Source organism: Brevibacillus sp. NRS-1366 (assembly GCF_050467985.1).
The window spans coordinates 1-19,170 of sequence record NZ_JBITPN010000042.1; the positions used below are offsets into that span (position 1 = coordinate 1).

The 19,170-nt window shown below is 48.4% G+C and carries 17 protein-coding genes and 1 pseudogene; 3 read left to right on the forward strand and 15 right to left on the reverse strand.

What is annotated here, in order from left to right; translation table 11 throughout:
* Together ACIFQN_RS26855 and ACIFQN_RS26860 are read right to left on the reverse strand one after the other, a co-directional pair.
* Positions 1–100, reverse strand: a pseudogene (locus ACIFQN_RS26855) (RNA-guided endonuclease TnpB family protein); the annotation flags it as partial.
* Complete coding sequence (locus ACIFQN_RS26860; protein ID WP_429836199.1) at positions 91–408, reverse strand: DUF2798 domain-containing protein; 318 nt, start codon at positions 406–408, stop codon at positions 91–93. The pseudogene ACIFQN_RS26855 and the gene ACIFQN_RS26860, both read right to left, overlap by 10 nt.
* Before the next feature lie 245 nt (positions 409–653).
* Here ACIFQN_RS26860 and ACIFQN_RS26865 point away from each other — a divergent pair, with 245 nt between their 5' ends.
* The gene (locus ACIFQN_RS26865; protein ID WP_429836107.1) at positions 654–1,313 is read left to right on the forward strand and encodes a GntR family transcriptional regulator; all 660 of its coding nucleotides are present in this window, start codon (positions 654–656) and stop codon (positions 1,311–1,313) included.
* Between the two features lie 20 nt (positions 1,314–1,333).
* Positions 1,334–2,671, forward strand: a complete 1,338-nt coding sequence (gene glyA, locus ACIFQN_RS26870; RefSeq protein WP_429836108.1) for a serine hydroxymethyltransferase — start codon at positions 1,334–1,336, stop codon at positions 2,669–2,671.
* A 197-nt stretch (positions 2,672–2,868) separates the two neighbouring features.
* On the opposite strand, the gene ACIFQN_RS26875 is transcribed toward glyA, so the two are convergent.
* From ACIFQN_RS26875 to ACIFQN_RS26910, 8 genes are all read right to left on the reverse strand, one after another.
* Positions 2,869–3,648, reverse strand: coding sequence for an IclR family transcriptional regulator (locus ACIFQN_RS26875; protein ID WP_429836109.1), 780 nt, complete (start codon positions 3,646–3,648; stop codon positions 2,869–2,871).
* A 45-nt stretch (positions 3,649–3,693) separates the two neighbouring features.
* A complete protein-coding gene (locus tag ACIFQN_RS26880; RefSeq protein ID WP_429836110.1) occupies positions 3,694–4,968 on the reverse strand; it encodes a M20 family metallopeptidase in 1,275 nt (424 codons plus the stop codon).
* The gene (locus ACIFQN_RS26885; protein ID WP_429836111.1) at positions 4,965–5,912 is read right to left on the reverse strand and encodes a DUF1177 domain-containing protein; all 948 of its coding nucleotides are present in this window, start codon (positions 5,910–5,912) and stop codon (positions 4,965–4,967) included. Before ACIFQN_RS26885 ends, ACIFQN_RS26880 begins: the two co-directional genes overlap by 4 nt.
* Before the next feature lie 21 nt (positions 5,913–5,933).
* Positions 5,934–6,914 (reverse strand): ABC transporter ATP-binding protein, encoded by a 981-nt coding sequence (locus tag ACIFQN_RS26890; RefSeq protein ID WP_429836112.1) that lies wholly within the window; start codon positions 6,912–6,914, stop codon positions 5,934–5,936.
* Positions 6,907–7,917, reverse strand: a complete 1,011-nt coding sequence (locus ACIFQN_RS26895; protein WP_429836113.1) for an ABC transporter ATP-binding protein — start codon at positions 7,915–7,917, stop codon at positions 6,907–6,909. Before ACIFQN_RS26895 ends, ACIFQN_RS26890 begins: the two co-directional genes overlap by 8 nt.
* Positions 7,918–7,935: 18 nt before the next feature.
* On the reverse strand, positions 7,936–8,835 hold the full coding sequence (locus ACIFQN_RS26900; RefSeq protein WP_429836114.1) for an ABC transporter permease: 900 nt from the start codon (positions 8,833–8,835) through the stop codon (positions 7,936–7,938).
* A gap of 6 nt (positions 8,836–8,841) precedes the next feature.
* Positions 8,842–9,801, reverse strand: coding sequence for an ABC transporter permease (locus ACIFQN_RS26905; protein WP_429836115.1), 960 nt, complete (start codon positions 9,799–9,801; stop codon positions 8,842–8,844).
* A 104-nt stretch (positions 9,802–9,905) separates the two neighbouring features.
* Entirely contained in the window at positions 9,906–11,471 is a 1,566-nt protein-coding gene (locus ACIFQN_RS26910) for an ABC transporter substrate-binding protein (protein WP_429836200.1), read from the reverse strand.
* Positions 11,472–11,719: 248 nt separating this feature from the next.
* Between ACIFQN_RS26910 and ACIFQN_RS26915 the strand changes: the two genes are divergently transcribed.
* Positions 11,720–12,676, forward strand: a complete 957-nt coding sequence (locus ACIFQN_RS26915) for an aminopeptidase (protein WP_429836116.1) — start codon at positions 11,720–11,722, stop codon at positions 12,674–12,676.
* Between the two features lie 453 nt (positions 12,677–13,129).
* Here ACIFQN_RS26915 and ACIFQN_RS26920 read toward each other — a convergent pair whose 3' ends face one another.
* From ACIFQN_RS26920 to ACIFQN_RS26940, 5 genes are all read right to left on the reverse strand, one after another.
* Positions 13,130–14,779 carry an acetolactate synthase large subunit gene (locus ACIFQN_RS26920; RefSeq protein ID WP_429836117.1) on the reverse strand — a complete coding sequence of 550 codons (1,650 nt, stop codon included), beginning with the start codon at positions 14,777–14,779 and terminating at the stop codon, positions 13,130–13,132.
* A gap of 27 nt (positions 14,780–14,806) precedes the next feature.
* Positions 14,807–16,237 carry an aldehyde dehydrogenase family protein gene (locus tag ACIFQN_RS26925; RefSeq protein WP_429836118.1) on the reverse strand — a complete coding sequence of 477 codons (1,431 nt, stop codon included), beginning with the start codon at positions 16,235–16,237 and terminating at the stop codon, positions 14,807–14,809.
* Positions 16,238–16,278: 41 nt separating this feature from the next.
* Positions 16,279–16,887 (reverse strand): NAD(P)H:quinone oxidoreductase, encoded by a 609-nt coding sequence (gene wrbA / locus ACIFQN_RS26930; RefSeq protein ID WP_429836119.1) that lies wholly within the window; start codon positions 16,885–16,887, stop codon positions 16,279–16,281.
* Between the two features lie 245 nt (positions 16,888–17,132).
* Positions 17,133–17,375: a hypothetical protein gene (locus tag ACIFQN_RS26935; protein ID WP_429836120.1), complete on the reverse strand. Its 243-nt coding sequence runs from the start codon at positions 17,373–17,375 to the stop codon at positions 17,133–17,135.
* Positions 17,376–17,521: 146 nt separating this feature from the next.
* A complete protein-coding gene (locus tag ACIFQN_RS26940; RefSeq protein ID WP_429836121.1) occupies positions 17,522–19,129 on the reverse strand; it encodes a glycoside hydrolase family 3 N-terminal domain-containing protein in 1,608 nt (535 codons plus the stop codon).
* Between the last annotated feature and the right edge of the window lie 41 nt (positions 19,130–19,170).

Genomic DNA, 19,170 nt, shown 5'->3' on the forward strand with positions numbered 1-19,170 from the left:
TTTCACGACTAACCTTGTGGTCTTTGTCTTTCATCCATCGTTGTTCTTTGTCGTCTACGTTGCGAATAGCGTTCACTTTCTTTTGTTTTCCTAGCTTTTTGATTCTCCAATCAAGCTGTTAGAAAAGTAAGCAAACCCCAATCCATATAGAGACATAAAGAAAACCATTCCAATCATCATAAAAAATGAAATAGATAGAATCACAAATCCCTTCCTAGATTTGTCATAGGGTAAAGATAAAGCAATTTTCTTAGCAACCGGACCAACAATGAATACTTCCAATAAGAAAGCAACAATAAAGCCTAGAATAAATTGAAAAAGTATATCTTTCAGAGATACCGTGCCAATCAAGCCATTTTGAATTAAATTATAAAGCGTCATGATTACGACCATTCCAAAGCACATCATCAACCCAAAATAAAAATCTTCTCTTTTAGTTGTTGGCAATTTCCATCATCCTTTCTTTTTCCCCTTGTTATTATAGAGATAGTGAAAAACTCCTCATAAGTGAAAAGTCTGTGAACATTTTGGCGATGAATGTTTTTTTACTTCATTTGATCCATGATTGCCCTTCAGCACATAATTTTCTGTCTTTTCCAACTATTTAAAAATTACGGATTGACTACCCAACTAATATCCAATATATTGGTTTTATGAACACGACCTTTATAAAACACATCAACCGCCCCTCTCTGCGTGATCAAGTGTATCAATCGTTAAAAGCAGCGATCGTCATGCTGCAAATGGAACCGGGACAGCGTCTGAATGACAACGAACTCGCTACCCAATTTGGAGTAAGCAGGACACCTGTCCGGGAAGCATTGAAGCGGCTCGAGGACGAAGGATTAGTAGAATCCATCCCGGGCTCTCTCACTCGCGTAACACCATTAAACATAGAGGAGGCTCAACACGCTTTTCCTGTTGTTGCCGCATTGCATGCATTGGCTGCACGTTTGGCAGTCCCACAAGTAAAGGAGGCTGATATCGCCGAATTGGAAAAGTGGAACGACAGCTTGTATGACGCACTGGAACAAAAAGATGTTATGAAGGCAATCGAGGCGGATGACGGATTTCATGAGGTTTTTTTACACATTGCGGGAAATCGGGAAATCTACATTGCTCTCGAGCGAGTTGTACCCAAAATCAGACGGCTTGAGTTTGCACGATTCGGCTCTTTGGAAGGTCTAGATTCATTTGAGCAGCACAAAAAAATAATTACAGCGATGAAAAACAGTCAAAGTCAGACTGCAGCTGAACTCGTTGAAGAAAACTGGCTCAGTCTTGGCAGGTTACTTACTGAGGATACAATTTAATTGAGTAGGGGGTAACACGCATGAGCACTGTAGATCTGAAAGGGGAAGTTCACGATACCAGCGTTCTGGCACGGGCGCGCGAAATCATTGAGAATAGTCCGTCGCCCCGATTGGTTCAGGAGGAAATCGTAAATGCAGTCAATCGTAATGCCATTTGGCGCGGAACTGAGTGTCTGAATCTTCTGGCACCAGAGGCACCTGCGAGTCCGCTTGTTCGTCAGCTCTTGGCATCAGAAGTAGGTACCCGTGCTGCTGAAGGACATATCGGCTCCCGGCAGCGATGGTTTGCCGGCACCAAATATATTGATGAAATTGAAGCCCTTTGTGTTGAGCTGTTGAAGAAAGTTTTTCAAGCCAATTTTGCCGATCACCGTCTGGTAGCAAGCATGATTGGCAACATGACCGTCTACTCCGCCTTGACTCAGCCCGGCGACAAAATCATGACCATCTCCCAACCATTCGGCGGACATTCCAGCAATCGCATGGACGGTCCCGCTGGAGTCCGCGGCTTACATATTACGGACGTGCCGATGGACCCGGTTGAACTGACGGTTAATCTGGATGAATTCGCCAAAGTAGCCAGACAGGTTCGCCCCAAATTAGTCACACTCGGGGCGTCCATGACACTGTTTCCTTTCCCTCTGAAAGAGATGTCAGCGATCGTGGCAGAGTGGGGCGGAAAAATTTTCTTTGACGGTGCCCATCAGCTCGGACTCATTGGCGGCGGACAGTTCCAGGATCCTCTGCGCGAAGGTGCCTGCGTCATTACCGGCTCAGCAGGAAAAACGTTCAGCGGACCGCAAAGCGGCATCATCGTCTGGAACGATCCAGAACTTTCCGTACCGATTACAGATGCCATCTTCCCTACACTTGCAGCAACTCATCAAGTAAACCGGGTCGCGGCGCTCGCTGCTGCTGCTGCAGAATTCCTTGCTTTTGGCAAAGAGTACATGGCGCAAATCGTTGCCAATGCCAAGGCGCTCGGCAAAGCTCTCCACGAGCGAGGCGTCCGTGTACTGGGCGATCATAAAGGGTATACGCAGACTCATCAGGTGATTCTGGACGTACGTGATTACGGCGGCGGATACAAAGTCGCGAAGCAATTGGCAGAGTCCAATATCATCACAAACAAAAATTTGATCCCAGGAGACAATCCAGAAGATTGGGATTATCCAAGCGGCTTGCGCATCGGCACCACCGAAGTGACACGGTATGGAATGAAAGAAGCCGAGATGGATATCATTGCGGACCTCATCGTGCGGGGATTGACGGAAAAAGACAAGCCAGAAGTGATCAAAGCCACAGTCATCGAGCTACGAAATTCCTTTACCAAGCTGCAATACTGCTATCAAGATTAGAAAACCTGGCTACGCCATGCCTTTTGGCGGAGTCGCGGTTGCCCTTATACTGGATAAGAATTTTATAAATTCTTATCTGTACTAGATAGACAGTCGGGGAAGTAATTCCTCCTCCTTGTCAAAACGAAAACCCAGTCTAAAACGACATGACGTGTTTTAGACTGGGTTTTTACCCTGCGAGATGAAGGGCCTCGTATTTAGCCAAACAAGTAATACCGAGAGAGATCAATCCGATACTCTTTGATGACTTGGTCAATCTCCTGTTTTCCCCGCATTAGGATTTCATGGTACTTTGCGATTTTTTCTTCCGGCATCCGGTAAAGCGGGCCAGATATCGTCAGCGATCCCATGATATGACCATCATAATGGAACAACGGGCAAGCGATAGCCAATACGTCCGGTGTATATTCACCCGTGCTCCGCGCCCACCCCTCTTCCCGGATATGAACCAGCTCTGCACGCAATTGATCTGGATCTGCAATCGTATTTTTGGTGTACTGCCTGAGGCCCTGCAAAATAATGCGCTCGATGTGCTCCTTCGGCAAATAGGCCATAATGGAGCGATAGGACGCCCCTACGAACAAAGGAGAACGGCTGCCTATCGAGACCGAATATTTCACGACATGATCAGGCTCGAGTGCATCCAGGGTCAACCCCTCATCCCCGTCCAGGCAAGTCAAAAAGATAGACTCTCCCGCCTCGACCATCATTCGCTCTAAAATGGGACGAAGCAGTCGTGAAACATGGAACGACTCTTTCATTGTCAGACCCAGTTCCCACAGCCGAATACCCAAAGCGTATTTTTTCGTCTCCGGATCCTTCACCAGAAAGCGATTTGCCTCAAAAGTGGACAAGACGCGGTAAACATTCGTGTGATTCAAACCGGTTTCCTTGGCCAACTCCCGGGCTCCCCACTCTGGCTTTTCTTTTGTGAATAACTGTAACAATTTGAGTGATTGATCCAATGTTTTTAACACGACGACTCCCCTTATTTTGTTTGATGTTGTAAGATGGGCAAAAGCTTAAGCTCCGTCCTGCCCATGCAAAAAGTCAATGGCTGCAGCCACATACACTTTCGCGCAGCGAATGACGTCTTCTACGAGCACTTTTTCATTAAAGTTGTGAATGCTTGGCAAATACGCCGGTCCGTATTGCAGGACTGGAATGTTGTAGTCGCGGAAGTGTCTGGCGTCACTGCTCGCCCACTGCTGCACCCCGTATGCATGCTCTCCGGTTACAAACGTAATGTTGTCGACAATCGCGCGGCAAACAGGGTCGGAAGGATCGGTGTAGTTCGCATGACTCATAATGCCAAACGGCTTGATATCATAGTCAATCTCCAAAGCATCCAGCTTCCCGTGAATATACGCCATCACTTCTTCTCTCGTTACGCCAAATGGCAGACGGCAGTCCACCTCGACCGTGCAGGTGTCAGGAACGACATTTGACTTCGTTCCACCCTGGATCGTTCCAATATTGCAGGAAATCCGCTCCAGTACGCCTTGATACGGCTCGCGTTCTGTTCCGAGCATGTATTCCTTGGAAATTTCGACTAGTGGTTTCACTTCGTCCGGGATCGTTACGGGATAATCCCACACGGTACGGATGCATTCGACCGCTCTCATCGCATCAATGATTGCATTTTTTCCGGCAATCGGTCCGAGGCTGCCATGCGCAGGCTTCCCATATACAGTCAGTTGGAACCAGCAAGATCCTTTTTGACCGAGTGTCGGATTGTATGGTGATGAAGGTTCAGCGATGAGGCAGCCATCTCCCTCTACCAGCTTGCGTTCCAAAATCCACGGTACGCCCAGCTCTCCGCCCGTTTCTTCGTCAGGAACGATTGCCAAAATCAATTCCCCGGGCAATTCTATTCCGAGCCTTTTCAAAATAGTGGCTGCAAAAATCAGACCAGCCAGCCCGCCTTTCATATCGGAAGCCCCACGGCCTAGTATCCAGCCGTCTTTGACTTCTCCGCTGAACGGATCGAATTCCCACTTGGAGAGATCCCCAGCCGGTACGACGTCGGTGTGACCGCAATAAATCAGGCGTTTACCCCCAGCATTGCCAATTCGGGAGATCAGGTTATACATTTTTGTACCCGCTTCATGCCACTGCGTCTCAATTCCAAAACGCTCGAGGTATTCATGTATATAACGGCTGATCGGTTCAGAATCGCCCGGCGGGTTTTCGCTCGGAAATTGAATCAGGCGACAACACAGATCAATCAGCTCATCTTTGTTCTCTTCAACGGCGGCGACGGCTTGGTCTTTTAGTTGTTTGATTTGATCGCTCATGCTTCGCTCACCCTGCCATCCAGTGTCAGCAGATGCTTCATGCTTCCATACAACGAGCTCATGATCTCAAAATCTTTCTCATCGAAGAACGCGCACTTGCCGACTCCGTAAAGCTTGGCCACTTCAATCACGAAACGAACGACTTGCTCGACATGAATGAGGTGGGTAGCGCCCGTTGCACAACCAGCTACTGGCACTTGGGTCGTCAGAGCAATCCCTACGACAGGACTGTCCGTTACCACGCACGGCTGCATGATACTGTTGATGTGATGTACATTGTTGCCGTATGGGGTGATATCTTGCGTCGTAATTGGCAGTGTCACTGGCATGTTGCCAGAGGTTTGCTTCATTACTTCAAGCAAATCCGTGCTGATGCGCAGAATATATCCTTCTTTTACCGTAGGGGTAATGGCATATCCGGTATGGTTGAGGATCATGTTCCCTTTTGTGGTGTCGATGGACAAGATCGCATCCATCTCTTTTGATACTTCGTATTCATTCATCTGTTTCATATCGACAGGCGAATTCATGAAAGGCACCGGATCATGCGGCAGAGTCGGCGCATCCGGGCAAATGTGGGTGGTGAGAATGACATCCCCTTCCAGGATGTCACCCCGCTGCTGCATATCTGCCAGTTTTGCGGCAGCAGCCATGCAAGCGAGGGCACCGTCCCCATCGGAAACAAATCCGATTTGCTCAGGACGTGCTCCAATTCCTCCCAGTCGGCCAATGATGCCGAGCGTCGGCGCATTTCCGCCATTGCTCTTTCCATTTTTGCCTTTAATGGTTACTTTTACAAAATCGGTCTTTCCTTTTTCACCTGTTACGGTAGAAACTTCCACATTTGAAAAATGACGCTGCTCAAAATATTCTTTCAGGTCATTCCCGCTAACAAAAGCGCTATCCATCAGATCATACATTTCAATAACGTGTTTGAATGACATAGAACAAATCTCCTTCAGTTATTATGATATATCTCCTAGTAGATGACAAGAAACCCGATGCTGCCCCTCAAACAACTCCAGCGCTGGTGTTTCTGTCTTGCAGCGATCCGTGGCATAAGGGCAGCGCTGGTGAAAATGACATCCAGAAGGCGGATTCATCGGGCTTGGTACATCCCCGGTCAAAATCATGCGTTCTTTTTTAACCAGCGGGCTTTCTTTTGGCACAGCCGAGAGAAGCGCGCGCGTGTAAGGATGCTGTGGATTGTGATAAATCTCTTCGTATGTCCCCATCTCTACGACTCGACCCAAGTACATGACAGCGATACGGTCACTGATGTAGCGAACGACGTTCAGGTCATGAGAGATGAAGATATAAGTGAGATTAAATTTGGCTTGCAGCTCCTTCAGCAGGTTGATGACTTGAGCCTGGATGGATACGTCCAGCGCGGATACAGACTCATCGCAGATCACAACGTCCGGATGCAGAGCGAGTGCGCGGGCGATATTGATCCGCTGTCTTTGTCCACCACTGAATTCATGGGGATATCTGGTGGCGTGATAGTCGCTGAGCCCCACTACTTCCAGCAATTCCTGCACCTTTTTTATCCGCTCCTGCTGCGTACCCACCTGATGAATCACCAGAGGCTCCATCACGAGCTGCTCTACTGTCTTTCTCGGGTCCAGCGAGGCATACGGATTTTGGAACACCATCTGAATCGATTTCCGCGCCTTTTTCAACTCTTGATCGGACAAGGCAGCAAGGTCTTGGCCACCCAGGATGACAGAGCCGGACGTCGGACGGATCAACTGCATGACGAGCCGGGCCAAGGTCGATTTCCCGCAGCCGGACTCACCTACGATGCCGAGCGTTTCCCCTTTTTTCACCTCAAAGCTGACATCGTCCACTGCCTTGACGAACTTAGAAGGTTTAGCGAACAGTGCTGATTCTTTTACAGGAAAATACTTTTTAATGTTATTCACCTGAAGGATTGCTTCACTCACTCGCTTCTCCTCCTTCCCGCTTTAGTCGCTGATCAGCTGTTTGAAAATGACAGGCCACCATATGCCCCGGGCTTACTTCCACGAGCGGCGGCCTTTCGGTAAAACACTTCTCCTGCGCGTACCCACAGCGAGGAGCAAAGTAGCAGCCTGCAATTTCATTGCGCAGATCAGGGGGATTTCCAGGAATGGAAGGTAATTTGCCCACTGTATCGGACTTGATTTGGGAATCAAGCAATCCCCATGTATATGGATGAAGCGGATTTTGGTACAAATCCTCGACGTTTGCGTATTCAACCGTGTTACCGGCATACATGACGAGTACCTTTTGACAGCTCTCCCAGACTACTCCCAAGTCATGCGTGATCATAATGATGGATGTCTTTAGATCATCCTGGAGTTTCTTCATTAAATCTAAAATTTGTGCCTGAACCGTTACGTCCAAAGCAGTAGTTGGTTCATCGGCAATCAACAGCTTGGGATTGCAAGCCAAAGCAATCGCGATCATCACTCGCTGTCGCATCCCGCCAGAAAATTCATGCGGATATTGCTCCAAGCGCTTTTCCGGTTCGGGGATTCCTACCAGCTTCAGCATCTCAATCGCACGGGTCCGTGCTTCTTTTTTGTTTACTTGCTGATGCAAGCGTATGACTTCCATAATTTGATTTCCTACCGTAAATACCGGATTCAGAGAAGTCATGGGATCCTGGAAAATCATCGAGATCTCATTCCCGCGAATCTTCCGCATCTCATCCTGGGAGAGCTTCGTCAGGTCCTTCCCCTCAAAGAGAATGCTCCCTCTCTCGATTTTTCCAGGGGGAGACGGAATCAGCCCAAGTATGGCGGTAGAGGTTACGCTTTTTCCCGATCCAGATTCTCCCACAATTCCGATCGTCTCTCCCTGTCTCAAGTCAAAACTCACGCCGTTAACCGCCTTAACGACTCCAGACGAGTAAAAATAGACAGCCAAATCTTTCACACTGAGCAATACATCTGGTTTTGCCAATTCCCTTTCACTCCTTTGTTACACTTTCATTTTCGGGTCCAGGGCATCTCGCAATCCGTCACCGAACAGGTTGAAGCCAAGTACGGACAGGAGAATCGCTAGACCGGAGAAAGTAGCCATATGCGGCGAGAGCACGAGAAAATCTTTACCGTCCTTCAAGATGCTGCCCCAAGAAGCAGTAGGTGGTTGGACACCCAAGCCCAAAAAGCTCAAGGCTGCTTCGGAAATAATGGCTCCTGCCACATTCATCGTTGCGTACACGATGATAGGCGCCATACAATTTGGCAGGATATGGTTAAAAATAATGCGAGAATCATTGGCACCGAGTGATCTCGTTACTTCGATGTACTCTTCTTCTTTTACAGCGAGTACCTGGCCACGCACGATCCGGGCAAACCCTGGAATGTTGGCAACCCCAATCGCCAAAATGACGTTAAACAATCCGGCCCCAAGCACAGTCATCAAAGCGATCGAGAGCAGGATGAACGGAAAGGCGAACAATCCATCCATTAAGCGCATGATGATCGCGTCCCATTTACCCCCGTAGTAACCGGCTACCAGACCAAGCAGTGTACCGATCATGCCTCCGAGTCCGATCGCAAAAATTCCGACGATCAACGAGATCTGGGTTCCATAAATGATCCGGCTGAACAAATCGCGGCCGTAGTTGTCTGTACCCAGAATGTGTCCATCAACACCCGGCTCTGACAAGGAGTTGGCGAGATCCATCGCGTTCGGCGGATGCGTTGCAATAAGCGGAGCAAACACAGAGAAAATCACCATGATGGCAATGATGATCATGCCGACTAAGGCAAGCTTGTTTTTCAAGAGGCGTCTCCAAACACTGTTTTCCTTGCTTTTTTTCTTTACAGGAAGCGGTACTGAAACTGGCGAGAGATTTTGGGCATGGTTACTCATGTCGTATCAGCCCTCCCCTTTATTGGAAAAATTCACGCGCGGGTTGACCACCGTGTATAAAATATCAACGAGCAGATTGATCAATACGAAGATCACAGCGATAAACAAAACCGTTCCTTGTACCACGACGAAATCACGGTTTTCGATTGCGTCTACCACCAAACGTCCCATCCCGGGCCAGCTAAAAATTGTTTCTGTCAAAACAGCACCGCCAAGCATAGAGGAAATTTGCATCCCCATTACCGTCAAAAGCGGCGTCAGAGCATTTTTCAAAGCATGCTTCCAAACGACGAAAAATTCACGTAAACCTTTTGCTCGCGCTGTCTTGATGTAATCCTGCCTGATCACTTCAAGCATGCTGGAGCGTGTAATTCGCGCGAAGGTCGCCATGGGAATGGTAGACAGCGCAATACTCGGCAAAACAAGGTGAGTGATGACGCTTCCAAAACCTTCTGACAGTGAACCCATCCCTGTCGCTGGTAGCCAGCCAAGATGAACACTAAAATAGAGAACCAGCATCACCCCGAGCCAGAAAATCGGCATGGAAACCCCGACCAGAGACAAGATCATGACCGTGTAATCCCAAACCGAGTACTGTTTGGTCGCAGAGATGATGCCTGCCGGAATTCCGATCAGAAGTGCGATGGCGAGAGCACAAACGGAGAGAAGCAATGTATTCGGAAAACGCTCCAAAATCAACGATAAAACGGGCTGATGGTACCCAAGGGATGTCCCCAGGTCCCCCTTCAAAAGATTGCCGAGAAAATCAATATACTGGAGGTACATCGGCTCGTTTAAGCCAAGTGTCTCGCGCATCTTCGCTATTTCGTCGGGAGATGCCTGCGGTCCCAAAAGCACCGCCGCCGGATCACCGGGAATCAAGCGAGTGATAATAAACACGGTGGTAGCAACCACCAACAAAGTCGGGATCAGGTCGACTAATCGTTTCAGAATCAGTTTAAGCAATCCTTCTCTCCTCCTTCCTGGTATCTATGGGCTCTCTTCGAGAATAAGAATGTTCGAAGAGAGGAGCTTGGCCCTCTCTTCGATCTGTTGATTTCGCTAGATTGTTATTTGTTCAACCAAACGTTCGTCTCTTCATTCACCAAGAAGATCGAGCTATCAGCACGTACTTGGTAGTCTTGTACATATTTCTTCATGCCCGTCGCCACATCGAGCAGACCTAGCTCTACATGGACAATATCATCGTTGATCATTTTCATGGCTTGGCCGTACATTTCTTTGCGTTTCGCTTCATCTGTTGTTTCGGCCGTCGCACGATCGAGCAGCTTGTCTACTTCCGGGTTGCTGTAGCCGTAACCGTTTCCGAGCGAGCCGATTTGCTTCGAGTGGAACATTTGATAGAGGAAGAAGTCAGGATCTGGATACCAGGACCAGCCCATGATATACAGTGGCGCTTTTCCTTTTGCTACGACATCGCTAAAGGTTCCCCACTCTACAGTCTTGATTTCAGCATCAATGTTCAGGTTGTCTTTCAGTTGCTGAGCTACGATAGTTGCTTGCGGTACACGGGAAGCAATGACGTACAGCTCCGTTTTAAATCCATTTTGGAAACCCGCTTCTGCCAGCAACTGCTTCGCCTTTTGTGGATCAAAAGCAGGCACTGCAGATTCGAGAGCAGGATCATAGCCCCAAGATGCTTTTGGCAAAGGCAGATAGGACTTCTCCGCTCCACCCCATTTGAACACGCCTTTAACTAGTCCTTCTACATCGACAGCGAGGCGGATGGCTTCGCGAACCTTTTTGTCTTTGGTTGGACCCTCATTTTGATTCAAGCCCATATATTCAAGCGAAAGACCTGGTTTGGTCTGTAAATTCAAATTTTGGTCCTTTTCAATGACCGCACGGTTTTGGCCTTTGACATCGGTTACAACATCAATGTCTCCGGAACGCAGCGCATTGGTCATCATGTTGGCATCCGTGATGAATTTAAACTCGACGCCATCCAGATGCGGTTTGGGTCCCCAATATTTGTCCGCGCGTTTCAACGCTACGGAATCGTCTTGATTAAACTTGTCCATTTGGAAAGGACCGGTACCGATCAGGTGTTGGCCAAACTGGTCACCCCATCCTTCAACCTCTTCACGAGGAACGACGATGTTGCCACCGTCTGTCAGCATGGCAAGCAAAGCTGCATTTGGCTGATCAAGATGCAGCGTTACCTCGTTTGCGCTAACGACTTCTACGCTTTGCACACCGCGAAGACGTTTCAGCGCGGATTGTTTTGCGGAACGCTCCAAGCTGTATTTCACATCTTCCGCTGTCATTTTTCGTCCATCCTGGTATTTACCTGGTTGGAAATACACATTGTCACGCAGCTTGAAGGTGTACATCTTCATGTCATCCGATACTTTCCACTCTGTTGCCAAGCTGGGCTCGATCTTGGACAAGTCATTGCTGTAACGGACAAGCGTGTCACCAATACTGCGGATGATGTTTGATTCGTAAGCACCTGTGTAAGCAATTGGATCCAGTGTTTTTGCCGTAGAAGACAAGCCGATTTTTAATATTCCGCCATCTTTCGGTTCGCCGGCAGCGGTTTGTTCTTGTGCAGCCCCTTTTCCATCTTGCGCGGGAGCACTACTCTGTCCGCCACAAGCAGCCAGTGCCATCATCGAAACGACCGTGACAGCAGAAAACAGTGCTTTTCCCCTAAGAAATTTCCTCACTACGAATCCCCCCAGTAGTTTAAGGTGTTTCAAATAATGAACCATATGTTCAATATGTGTTACGTTTTGGATTATAGCAAATCATTAATTTAGTGTAAATACTCAAAAATCTAAAAATTTTTATCTTGATGAACAGTGTTTCCATTCAGTACAATCAGTTATTATTTCAATTCTTTTGGCGGGAGTGTCTGAAAATGAACCATTTGGTTGAGATTAGCCGTAATCTGATCGCTACTTGTTTAGGGGTAAAAGAAAAGGAAGAACTGGTTATCGTGACGGATGAAGAAAAGCGCCCGTTGGCTGAAGCCCTTTACCAAGCCGGACAACAGCTCGGTGCAGAGACCATTCTGTTGGTGATGAAAGAACGTGAAAAATCTGGACAGGAGCCTCCTCAAGCGATTGCCGAAGCGATGAAGCAGGCGGATGTAGCCATCTGTATTACCAAACATTCCCTCACTCACACGCAGGCACGAAAGGTTGCTGCGGCTCATGGCACACGCGTAGCTACCATGCCAGGCATTACCTCTGACATGTTCACAGCCGGAGCGATTGCAGCCGATTACAACGAAGTGAAACGATTGACAGAAGTCGTGACGGACATACTCACCAACGGCAAACTTGTGCGCATCGAAAAGGATGGACATGTGCTGCAATTTTCCATTGATAAGAGATACGGAGTTCCCAGTACTGGGGTGTATTTGGAAAGCGGTCAATCAGGGAATCTGCCTTCTGGTGAAGCTTATATCGCACCAGTAGAGGGCAGCGCCAACGGACAAATCGTGGTGGATGGTTCAATCGCCGGAATCAGCATGGTTGATGAGCCGCATTTGCTGACGGTAAAGGACGGGCGCCTCATTGACGTCCAAGGTCCCATGGCCGCACAGCTTCTTGGCACATTGGGAGAGCAAGACGGTCGCCAGCTCGCGGAATTCGGCATTGGGACCAACCATAAAGCGAGAATTATCGGGATCGTATTGGAGGATGAAAAAGCTTTCGGGACGATTCATGTTGCTTTCGGCAGCAATATTACTTTCGGGGGAACGATTGAGGCGAGGGTACATATTGACCTGATTGTGAACAAACCGAATGTGTACATTGATGACGTAAAAATACTGGAAAACGGGAGCTTTACTTTTTCCAGCAAATCGTAGACATTCCAAAAGACAATCCTAGCTTAAAAAAACGCGGGAAGTGCGCCCACGTCCTTTGACTAAGTGGTCGGTGAGACTGTGGTGGTAGAGAGGAAAAAGAAGAAAACGCTCCAGCTTCCCCAGTCCCTTGTTGTTTATCTCCTGTCATTCCCGTTGATTGGGTATAGCGCTCCAGATGCTTTGTGATCCTGACGAGTTATATCAATCCATACATAACTTACCGCATCAACAAGCGCGCATATTATGCTATCCTAAATAGTGGATAGCTGTCAGCTACATAGACAAAAGAACAAATGGGGTAGTACGTGAATGATAGAAGGCGACAGCTGCCATGACCACAGATGAGATCCATCTGTGGTCTTTTTCATGCAAGTGTACCCAACCAAACACCAAACGGCCAAAGAACTGTCACTTTGGCCGTTTATCTATACACATACGCAAGTCACACGCTGTTTACTGTCTGCAAACCAATTTCCCCAAGTGCTGGCTTAATTTTAGATTCTCTTCGGCATCTACGGGAATTTCTACGATAACGATGTCATTCATGCTTATGGCTTTTCTCAATGTCGGCTCCAGCTCGTCAGCATGATTGACACGCAAACCAACGATCCCGAAGCTTTCCGCAAAACGGACAAAGTCCGGATTCTCAAATTCTACCCCGTAGCTTGCATTAAACCGATTTTTCAACTTCCACTCAATCAAGCCATACTTGGAATCGCTGAGCACAAGGATGGTAAACGCCAATCCCAACCGTTTTGCCGTCTCGATTTCTGCCCCATTCATTAAAAACCCACCATCACCCGTGATGCATATGACCGGATCATCGGCGCAAGCCAGCTTGGCGCCAATCGCTCCCGGTACTGCGATCCCCATGGCAGCAAAACCATTGGAGATGACTACGCGGTTTGGAAGCTTGGGCTGATAATTTCGGGCAATCCAGAGCTTATGGGCTCCTACATCCGAAATCACAATCGTATTCTCTGACGTGATTTTCGATAATTCCTCCAGGATTGTCTTTGGCTTAATCCGCGTGCTGCCATCGCTTGCATCCGCATTGATTTGGGCCAGCTCCTGCTTCAGCTTTTGATGGAGGTCACCACTCGGCGTCCATGCTTTCGCTCCTGTGTGATTTTCCGTCAAATATTCCAATGTGGCTTTGATATCTCCAACCAATTCCGCGCCAACTGGATAATGCTCGTCGACCTCGGCCGGCTCTGTATCAATATGGACGATGGGCTTTGGCTCATGCTCATTCCAGTAGATGGGGAGATACTCGACAAAATCGTAGCCGACGGCAATGATGAGATCAGCTTCATGTATCCCACACAATACATAATCCTTCATCTGCAATCCTACTGTATACATGTTCAAGGGATGATCGGGAGGCAAGACTCCTTTTGCCATGAACGTGTGTGCGACCGGCGCCTTCAACGCCTCCGCAAATGCTCGCAGTCCTTCTGACGCCTGCTGTCGCAGTACTCCGTTTCCTGCGATGATAAACGGTTTTTGGCTTTTCTCCATTAACTCCAGAGCCTTGTTCATGCTGTGCGCCGTGGGAACAGTGATTGGCAATGGTGTTTTCGGAAGGATTTTCGCGTCAATATCGTCTGCCGCAATATCTTCGGGAAGCTCGATCAGCACTGCGCCGGGCTTCTCCATTTCAGCCAGCTTAAAAGCTTTCCGGACAATTTCCGGGATTGTTTCCGGTCGCTTGATCTGAATGGACCATTTTGTCACGGGTTCAAACATGGCGACTACGTCAATGTACTGGTGCGATTCTTTATGCATCCTCTCCATCCCGGCTTGTCCAGTAATCGCAACCACAGGTGCATGATCCAAATGGGCGTCGCCAATACCAGTGAGCAAATTGGTGGCCCCCGGTCCCAGTGTGGCTAAACAAACCCCCGCCTTCCCGGTTAACCTGCCGTATACGTCAGCCATAAACGCCGCTCCTTGCTCATGCCTGACTGCCACAAATTGAATCTGCTCAGAAGAAGCCAACGAGTGAACAAGATCAATGTTCTCTTCCCCCGGAATTCCGAATATGTACCGTACTCCTTCATTTTCCAGGCAATTCACCAGCAAATCCGTTGCTTTCATCATTTCACCCCAAAAATGGATTTTTCATCCCTATTTGCTGTCCCAATGGAAGCTTACGAACTTTTCTTCCATCATATCCATCATCGCGAACCTGACTCCTTCCCTGCCGGTACCGCTGTCCTTTATTCCGCCATACGGCATATGATCCAAGCGGAAGGTCGGAATGTCATTGATCAATACTCCGCCCGTTTCAATTTGGTTGACACAGGCAAAGGCGCGATTGATGTCGCGCGTATACGCTCCCGCGTTCAGTCCGTAGCGCGAGTCGTTCACCAACCGAATCGCGTCCTCGATATGTTCGAAAGGCATGACACTGACGATCGGACCGAATACTTCTTCCTGAATGACCTTGGCCTGATGCAAAACATCAGTGAGGATAGCGGGAGTCATGATTTGACCGTCCACATCACCTCCGTATACCACCTTTGCGCCAAGCCCAACTGCCTCTGAGATCCAGGTGGCGAGCCGCTCCAGCGAGTCTTTGGTGATCACCGCCGTAATATCCGTATTTTCATCGAACGGAGAACCGATCACGAGCTGCTTTGTTCGAGCAATCATTCGTTCAAGGAACGTCTCATACAAGGAATGGTGCACATAAATACGCTGGATGGAAATGCAGACTTGGCCGTTGTACGAAAAAGCCCCCTCCACTACTCGATCCATGATGCTGTCTACGTCAATTCCTTCATCGACGATCAACGCCGAATTTGACCCCAGCTCCAACGTCACTTTGCGAAATTCAGCCAGCTTGCGAATTTCCTTCCCCACTTTTGGACTGCCTGTGAACGTAATATTTTTCACGTACGGATGAGTTTCTAAGATTGGTCCCAGTTCTGGTCCCAACCCCGGGATGATATTGAGAACGCCAGCCGGCAATCCCGCCTCTTGAAAAAGCTCCGCAAGAAACAGCGAGCTGAGTGGTGTTTTCTCTGCCGGTTTCAACACAATGGCATTGCCTGCTGCTATTGCCGGCCCCACTTTGTGAGCCACCAAATTAAAAGGGAAATTGAAAGGAGTGATCGCCGATACCACGCCTTGCGGAACTCTCATCGTGAAACCGACCCGGTTTTCTCCACCGATGGCTGCATCCATGGGAATCCGCTCACCGTATATTCGTTTGGCTTCCTCTCCGGCAAATTGGTATGTCTGGATGGTGCGTACGATTTCCGTTCGCGCTGCTTTTATCGGCTTTGCCGCTTCCGTGGCAATAATTCGGGCTGCCTCTTCTTTTCTTTGTTCCAGAAGTTGCGTTGCCTTCAATAAAATACGAGAGCGTTCATGCGCTGGCAGCCGCTTGAATTCCTGAAACGCACCATGTGCCCCTTCGATCGCTTTTTTTGCATCTTCAGGTGTGGCCTGGGCGATCAGGGCGATTTCTTCTCCGGTATGGGGGGCGTGCAGCGGTTCGTATTTTTCGGCCTCTTCCCATTTTCCATTGATCCACAAATGCCATTTATCCATGCAACAGCCCTCCTTTACATTCTGTTGTCCAGACAAAGCAATTACTGCATACCTTTCTTAACCCACTCGGCTACAGTCACAACACGCTTGGCCTGATGCTGTACTGCCCCTCTGACGTCCTCTTTCATCTTTCCATCCTGGTCTACCGTTACGCTCGTTCCGTACGGGTTTCCGCCAGCAGTAAAAACAGATTGATCGGTATACCCTGGTGCAACCACAATGGCTCCCCAATGGTACATGGTTGTGTAAAGAGAAAGGATGGTTTGCTCTTGGCCCCCATGGGGATTTTGAGCCGATGTCATGGCGCTGACTACCTTGTTCACCAGTTTTCCTTGAAACCAGAGTCCCCCTGTTCGATCTAAAAATTGCTTCATTTGGGACGCGACGTTTCCGAAACGAGTCGGTGTACTGAAAATAATGGCATCCGCCCATACTAAATCATCTTCGGAAACAGTCGGTACGCATGCCGCTTCCTCTACATGCGCCTTCCATGCCGGATTCCCAGCTATAACTGATTCTGGAGCGAGTTCTGGAACCTTCAAAATTCTTACTGTTGCCCCCGCTTCTTTTCCAGCCTGAGCAGCCCAATCAGCTAATTGATAGTTCGTACCAGTGGAACTGTAATAAATAACGGCAAGATTGATGGACATAGCATCAAAGCCTCCTTTATCGATAATTTCCATTAAAATGTTCCCTTGATAGATCGTTTCCATTCCTTATTGCTCTAAAAACCTGGCCCTTGCCTTCTCAAGGAGGAGAGGCAGCGTGTTGAACAACAAAAAGCACCAGAATAATCTGGCGCTAGCCGTACTCATTAGGCAAATCTATACGACCACTTCACGTAGTGTTTCAACCGATACCCGATTCCTGCCTCTTCTGCTCCTCTGCAGAAATTTCATGTGATTAAACTTTTGGTGTAAAAACCGGCAGGGTGAATTTCCAGCCCTGTTGCTTTCAGTTTTTCCTTTATTTCTTCCTCACGTTCACCCTGCACTTCCACATAAAGTTGTTTAAACGTGGTCATTTCAATTTTGGCATCTTTACCCACGATAGAACCAAGAACTGCCAACTGTTCTGGCCGAAAAATAGTTCCTCCTACTTCGAAACCGGGAGTAACCACAAATCTCTTTTTCTCCATAATAAATTGCCTCCCTTCCCTGCGTGTTTTATACTTTAACCCTTTGCAGTCGGATATATAGGTCAATAGGTTTTTACATAAAAAATGTGAGCGTTGCAATTTGAAAGCAAAAAAAACCGAGCTAACGTCAGGTGTGAAACCTGAAGCTACTCAGTTTTTGAATGACGATTGTAGCGAATGCTGACAGGCAATTGTCCGACAGCCTGGCACTTTCCAAACAAGACATCGGCTATGCGCTCGATTGCCTTTTTTCCGTGATCGTATACAGCGAGATAGGTATCCACTTCTGGAAATTCCATTAGGTCGTAGGGGTTACGAAGCGCCACTGCTACTACCTTTTTCCCCGACTGCTTCAGCCTTTGCACCAGCAGCGCCTGTCCTTTGTAAATGTGAGCGTTGTAAGTGAATACGATGACGATTTCTGTTTTGGCCACTTCTGTTACGATCCGCTCCACTTCACTCTGCAATGGATCGAGCGAGGATAAGATTTGGCCATTCACAGCGCAATATTTTTGCAGAGGTGCCAGTAGATCCTCTGAGAGAGACTGGTCATCCTCCGCCAAGGTAAGGGTAGTGACTCCTGGCAAAACCACTCCCAACTGACGAATGCTTTTGGCAATAGGAAGAAGCTGATTTTCATTTTTAACTAGAGTAACTGCTTGCGAAAGGGTTTCTTCCGCCATTTTTTCATGCGAATCTCGATCAAAAGACGGTCCCTTCTCTGCCAGGCAGCTTTCCCAGGAAAGAAATCGTTTTTTCAACTGAACCACGCGAGCTACCGCTTCGTTTACCCTGTTTAGCGAGATTTCTTTCCGATGAATCGCCTCAAGCAGCCTCGCATGGGTCTTTTTTTGAACATCTTGCGTATGGGATATGAGAACCATGTCAATCCCTGCTTGTATCGCCAGTACAGCTGCTTCTGGAACCCCGATTGAATTTGCGATTGCGGCCATTTCCATACAGTCCGTAATCGCAACGCCTTCAAATCTGAGAGAATTGCGCAGAATTTCAGTTACCATTTCAGTTGAGGTCGATGCTGCCGAGCCGCTTTCATCAATCATGGGCAAACTGATGTGACCCACCATCACCATCGGAACACCAGCCTCGATGCAACGTCTAAACGGAACCAGCTCTGCATCGGTCAATCGTTTCAGATCGTGCCTGAGAACAGGAATTGCTTCATGAGAATCGGTGCTGGTGTCTCCATGGCCCGGAAAATGCTTAACAGCAGGAATCACATTACTTGCGAGCAATCCTTGAACCGCTGCCTCTCCAAAACGGGAGACGCATTCCGGGTCTTCCCCAAACGAGCGCACCCCAATAACCGGATTAAGCGGATTGAGGTTCACGTCTATGGTAGGGGCAAAATTAATCGAGATCCCTGCTGATCGGAGCTCCTCTCCGGTCGCCTGATAGATGCGTTTCGCATGCTTTGGATTTCCTGTCGCTCCGAGCGCCATGGCTCCAGGAAAACGGGTCGCACCTCTTTGCAGCCTGGTGACGACGCCATTTTCCTGATCGGTCCCGATGAGCAGCGGATAAGGCTGCTTCGCTTCCCGTGCCCAGCTTTGTAAGACCCGCATCCGTTCAAACGTCTTCTCGGGTGTATCGATGTTGCGACTAAAGAGAATGACGTTTCCAATATGGCGCTTCCTGATCCATGTTTCCATCTCCGCAGGAATATCCATCGTTTGGTAGCCAATCATTAGGATTTGCCCTACTTTTTGCTCAACAGTCATCTGCTCCGCTCTCATGAAGAACCCCCTGTATCAGTCTAAACCACATGCCTTTTCTC

What these genes read in the sequence shown, in the direction of transcription:
- ACIFQN_RS26935 (WP_429836120.1), bottom strand. Translation starts at nt 17,375, where the DNA reads ATGGAGAAAAAGAGATTTGTGGTTACTCCCGGTTTCGAAGTAGGAGGA.
- ACIFQN_RS26860 (WP_429836199.1), bottom strand. Translation starts at nt 408, where the DNA reads ATGATGTGCTTTGGAATGGTCGTAATCATGACGCTTTATAATTTAATT.
- ACIFQN_RS26865 (WP_429836107.1), top strand. Translation starts at nt 654, where the DNA reads ATGAACACGACCTTTATAAAACACATCAACCGCCCCTCTCTGCGTGAT.
- ACIFQN_RS26885 (WP_429836111.1), bottom strand. Translation starts at nt 5,912, where the DNA reads ATGTCATTCAAACACGTTATTGAAATGTATGATCTGATGGATAGCGCT.
- glyA (WP_429836108.1), top strand. Translation starts at nt 1,334, where the DNA reads ATGAGCACTGTAGATCTGAAAGGGGAAGTTCACGATACCAGCGTTCTG.
- ACIFQN_RS26900 (WP_429836114.1), bottom strand. Translation starts at nt 8,835, where the DNA reads ATGAGTAACCATGCCCAAAATCTCTCGCCAGTTTCAGTACCGCTTCCT.
- ACIFQN_RS26915 (WP_429836116.1), top strand. Translation starts at nt 11,720, where the DNA reads ATGAACCATTTGGTTGAGATTAGCCGTAATCTGATCGCTACTTGTTTA.
- ACIFQN_RS26910 (WP_429836200.1), bottom strand. Translation starts at nt 11,471, where the DNA reads ATGATGGCACTGGCTGCTTGTGGCGGACAGAGTAGTGCTCCCGCGCAA.
- ACIFQN_RS26925 (WP_429836118.1), bottom strand. Translation starts at nt 16,237, where the DNA reads ATGGATAAATGGCATTTGTGGATCAATGGAAAATGGGAAGAGGCCGAA.
- wrbA (WP_429836119.1), bottom strand. Translation starts at nt 16,887, where the DNA reads ATGTCCATCAATCTTGCCGTTATTTATTACAGTTCCACTGGTACGAAC.
- ACIFQN_RS26920 (WP_429836117.1), bottom strand. Translation starts at nt 14,779, where the DNA reads ATGATGAAAGCAACGGATTTGCTGGTGAATTGCCTGGAAAATGAAGGA.
- ACIFQN_RS26940 (WP_429836121.1), bottom strand. Translation starts at nt 19,129, where the DNA reads ATGAGAGCGGAGCAGATGACTGTTGAGCAAAAAGTAGGGCAAATCCTA.
- ACIFQN_RS26880 (WP_429836110.1), bottom strand. Translation starts at nt 4,968, where the DNA reads ATGAGCGATCAAATCAAACAACTAAAAGACCAAGCCGTCGCCGCCGTT.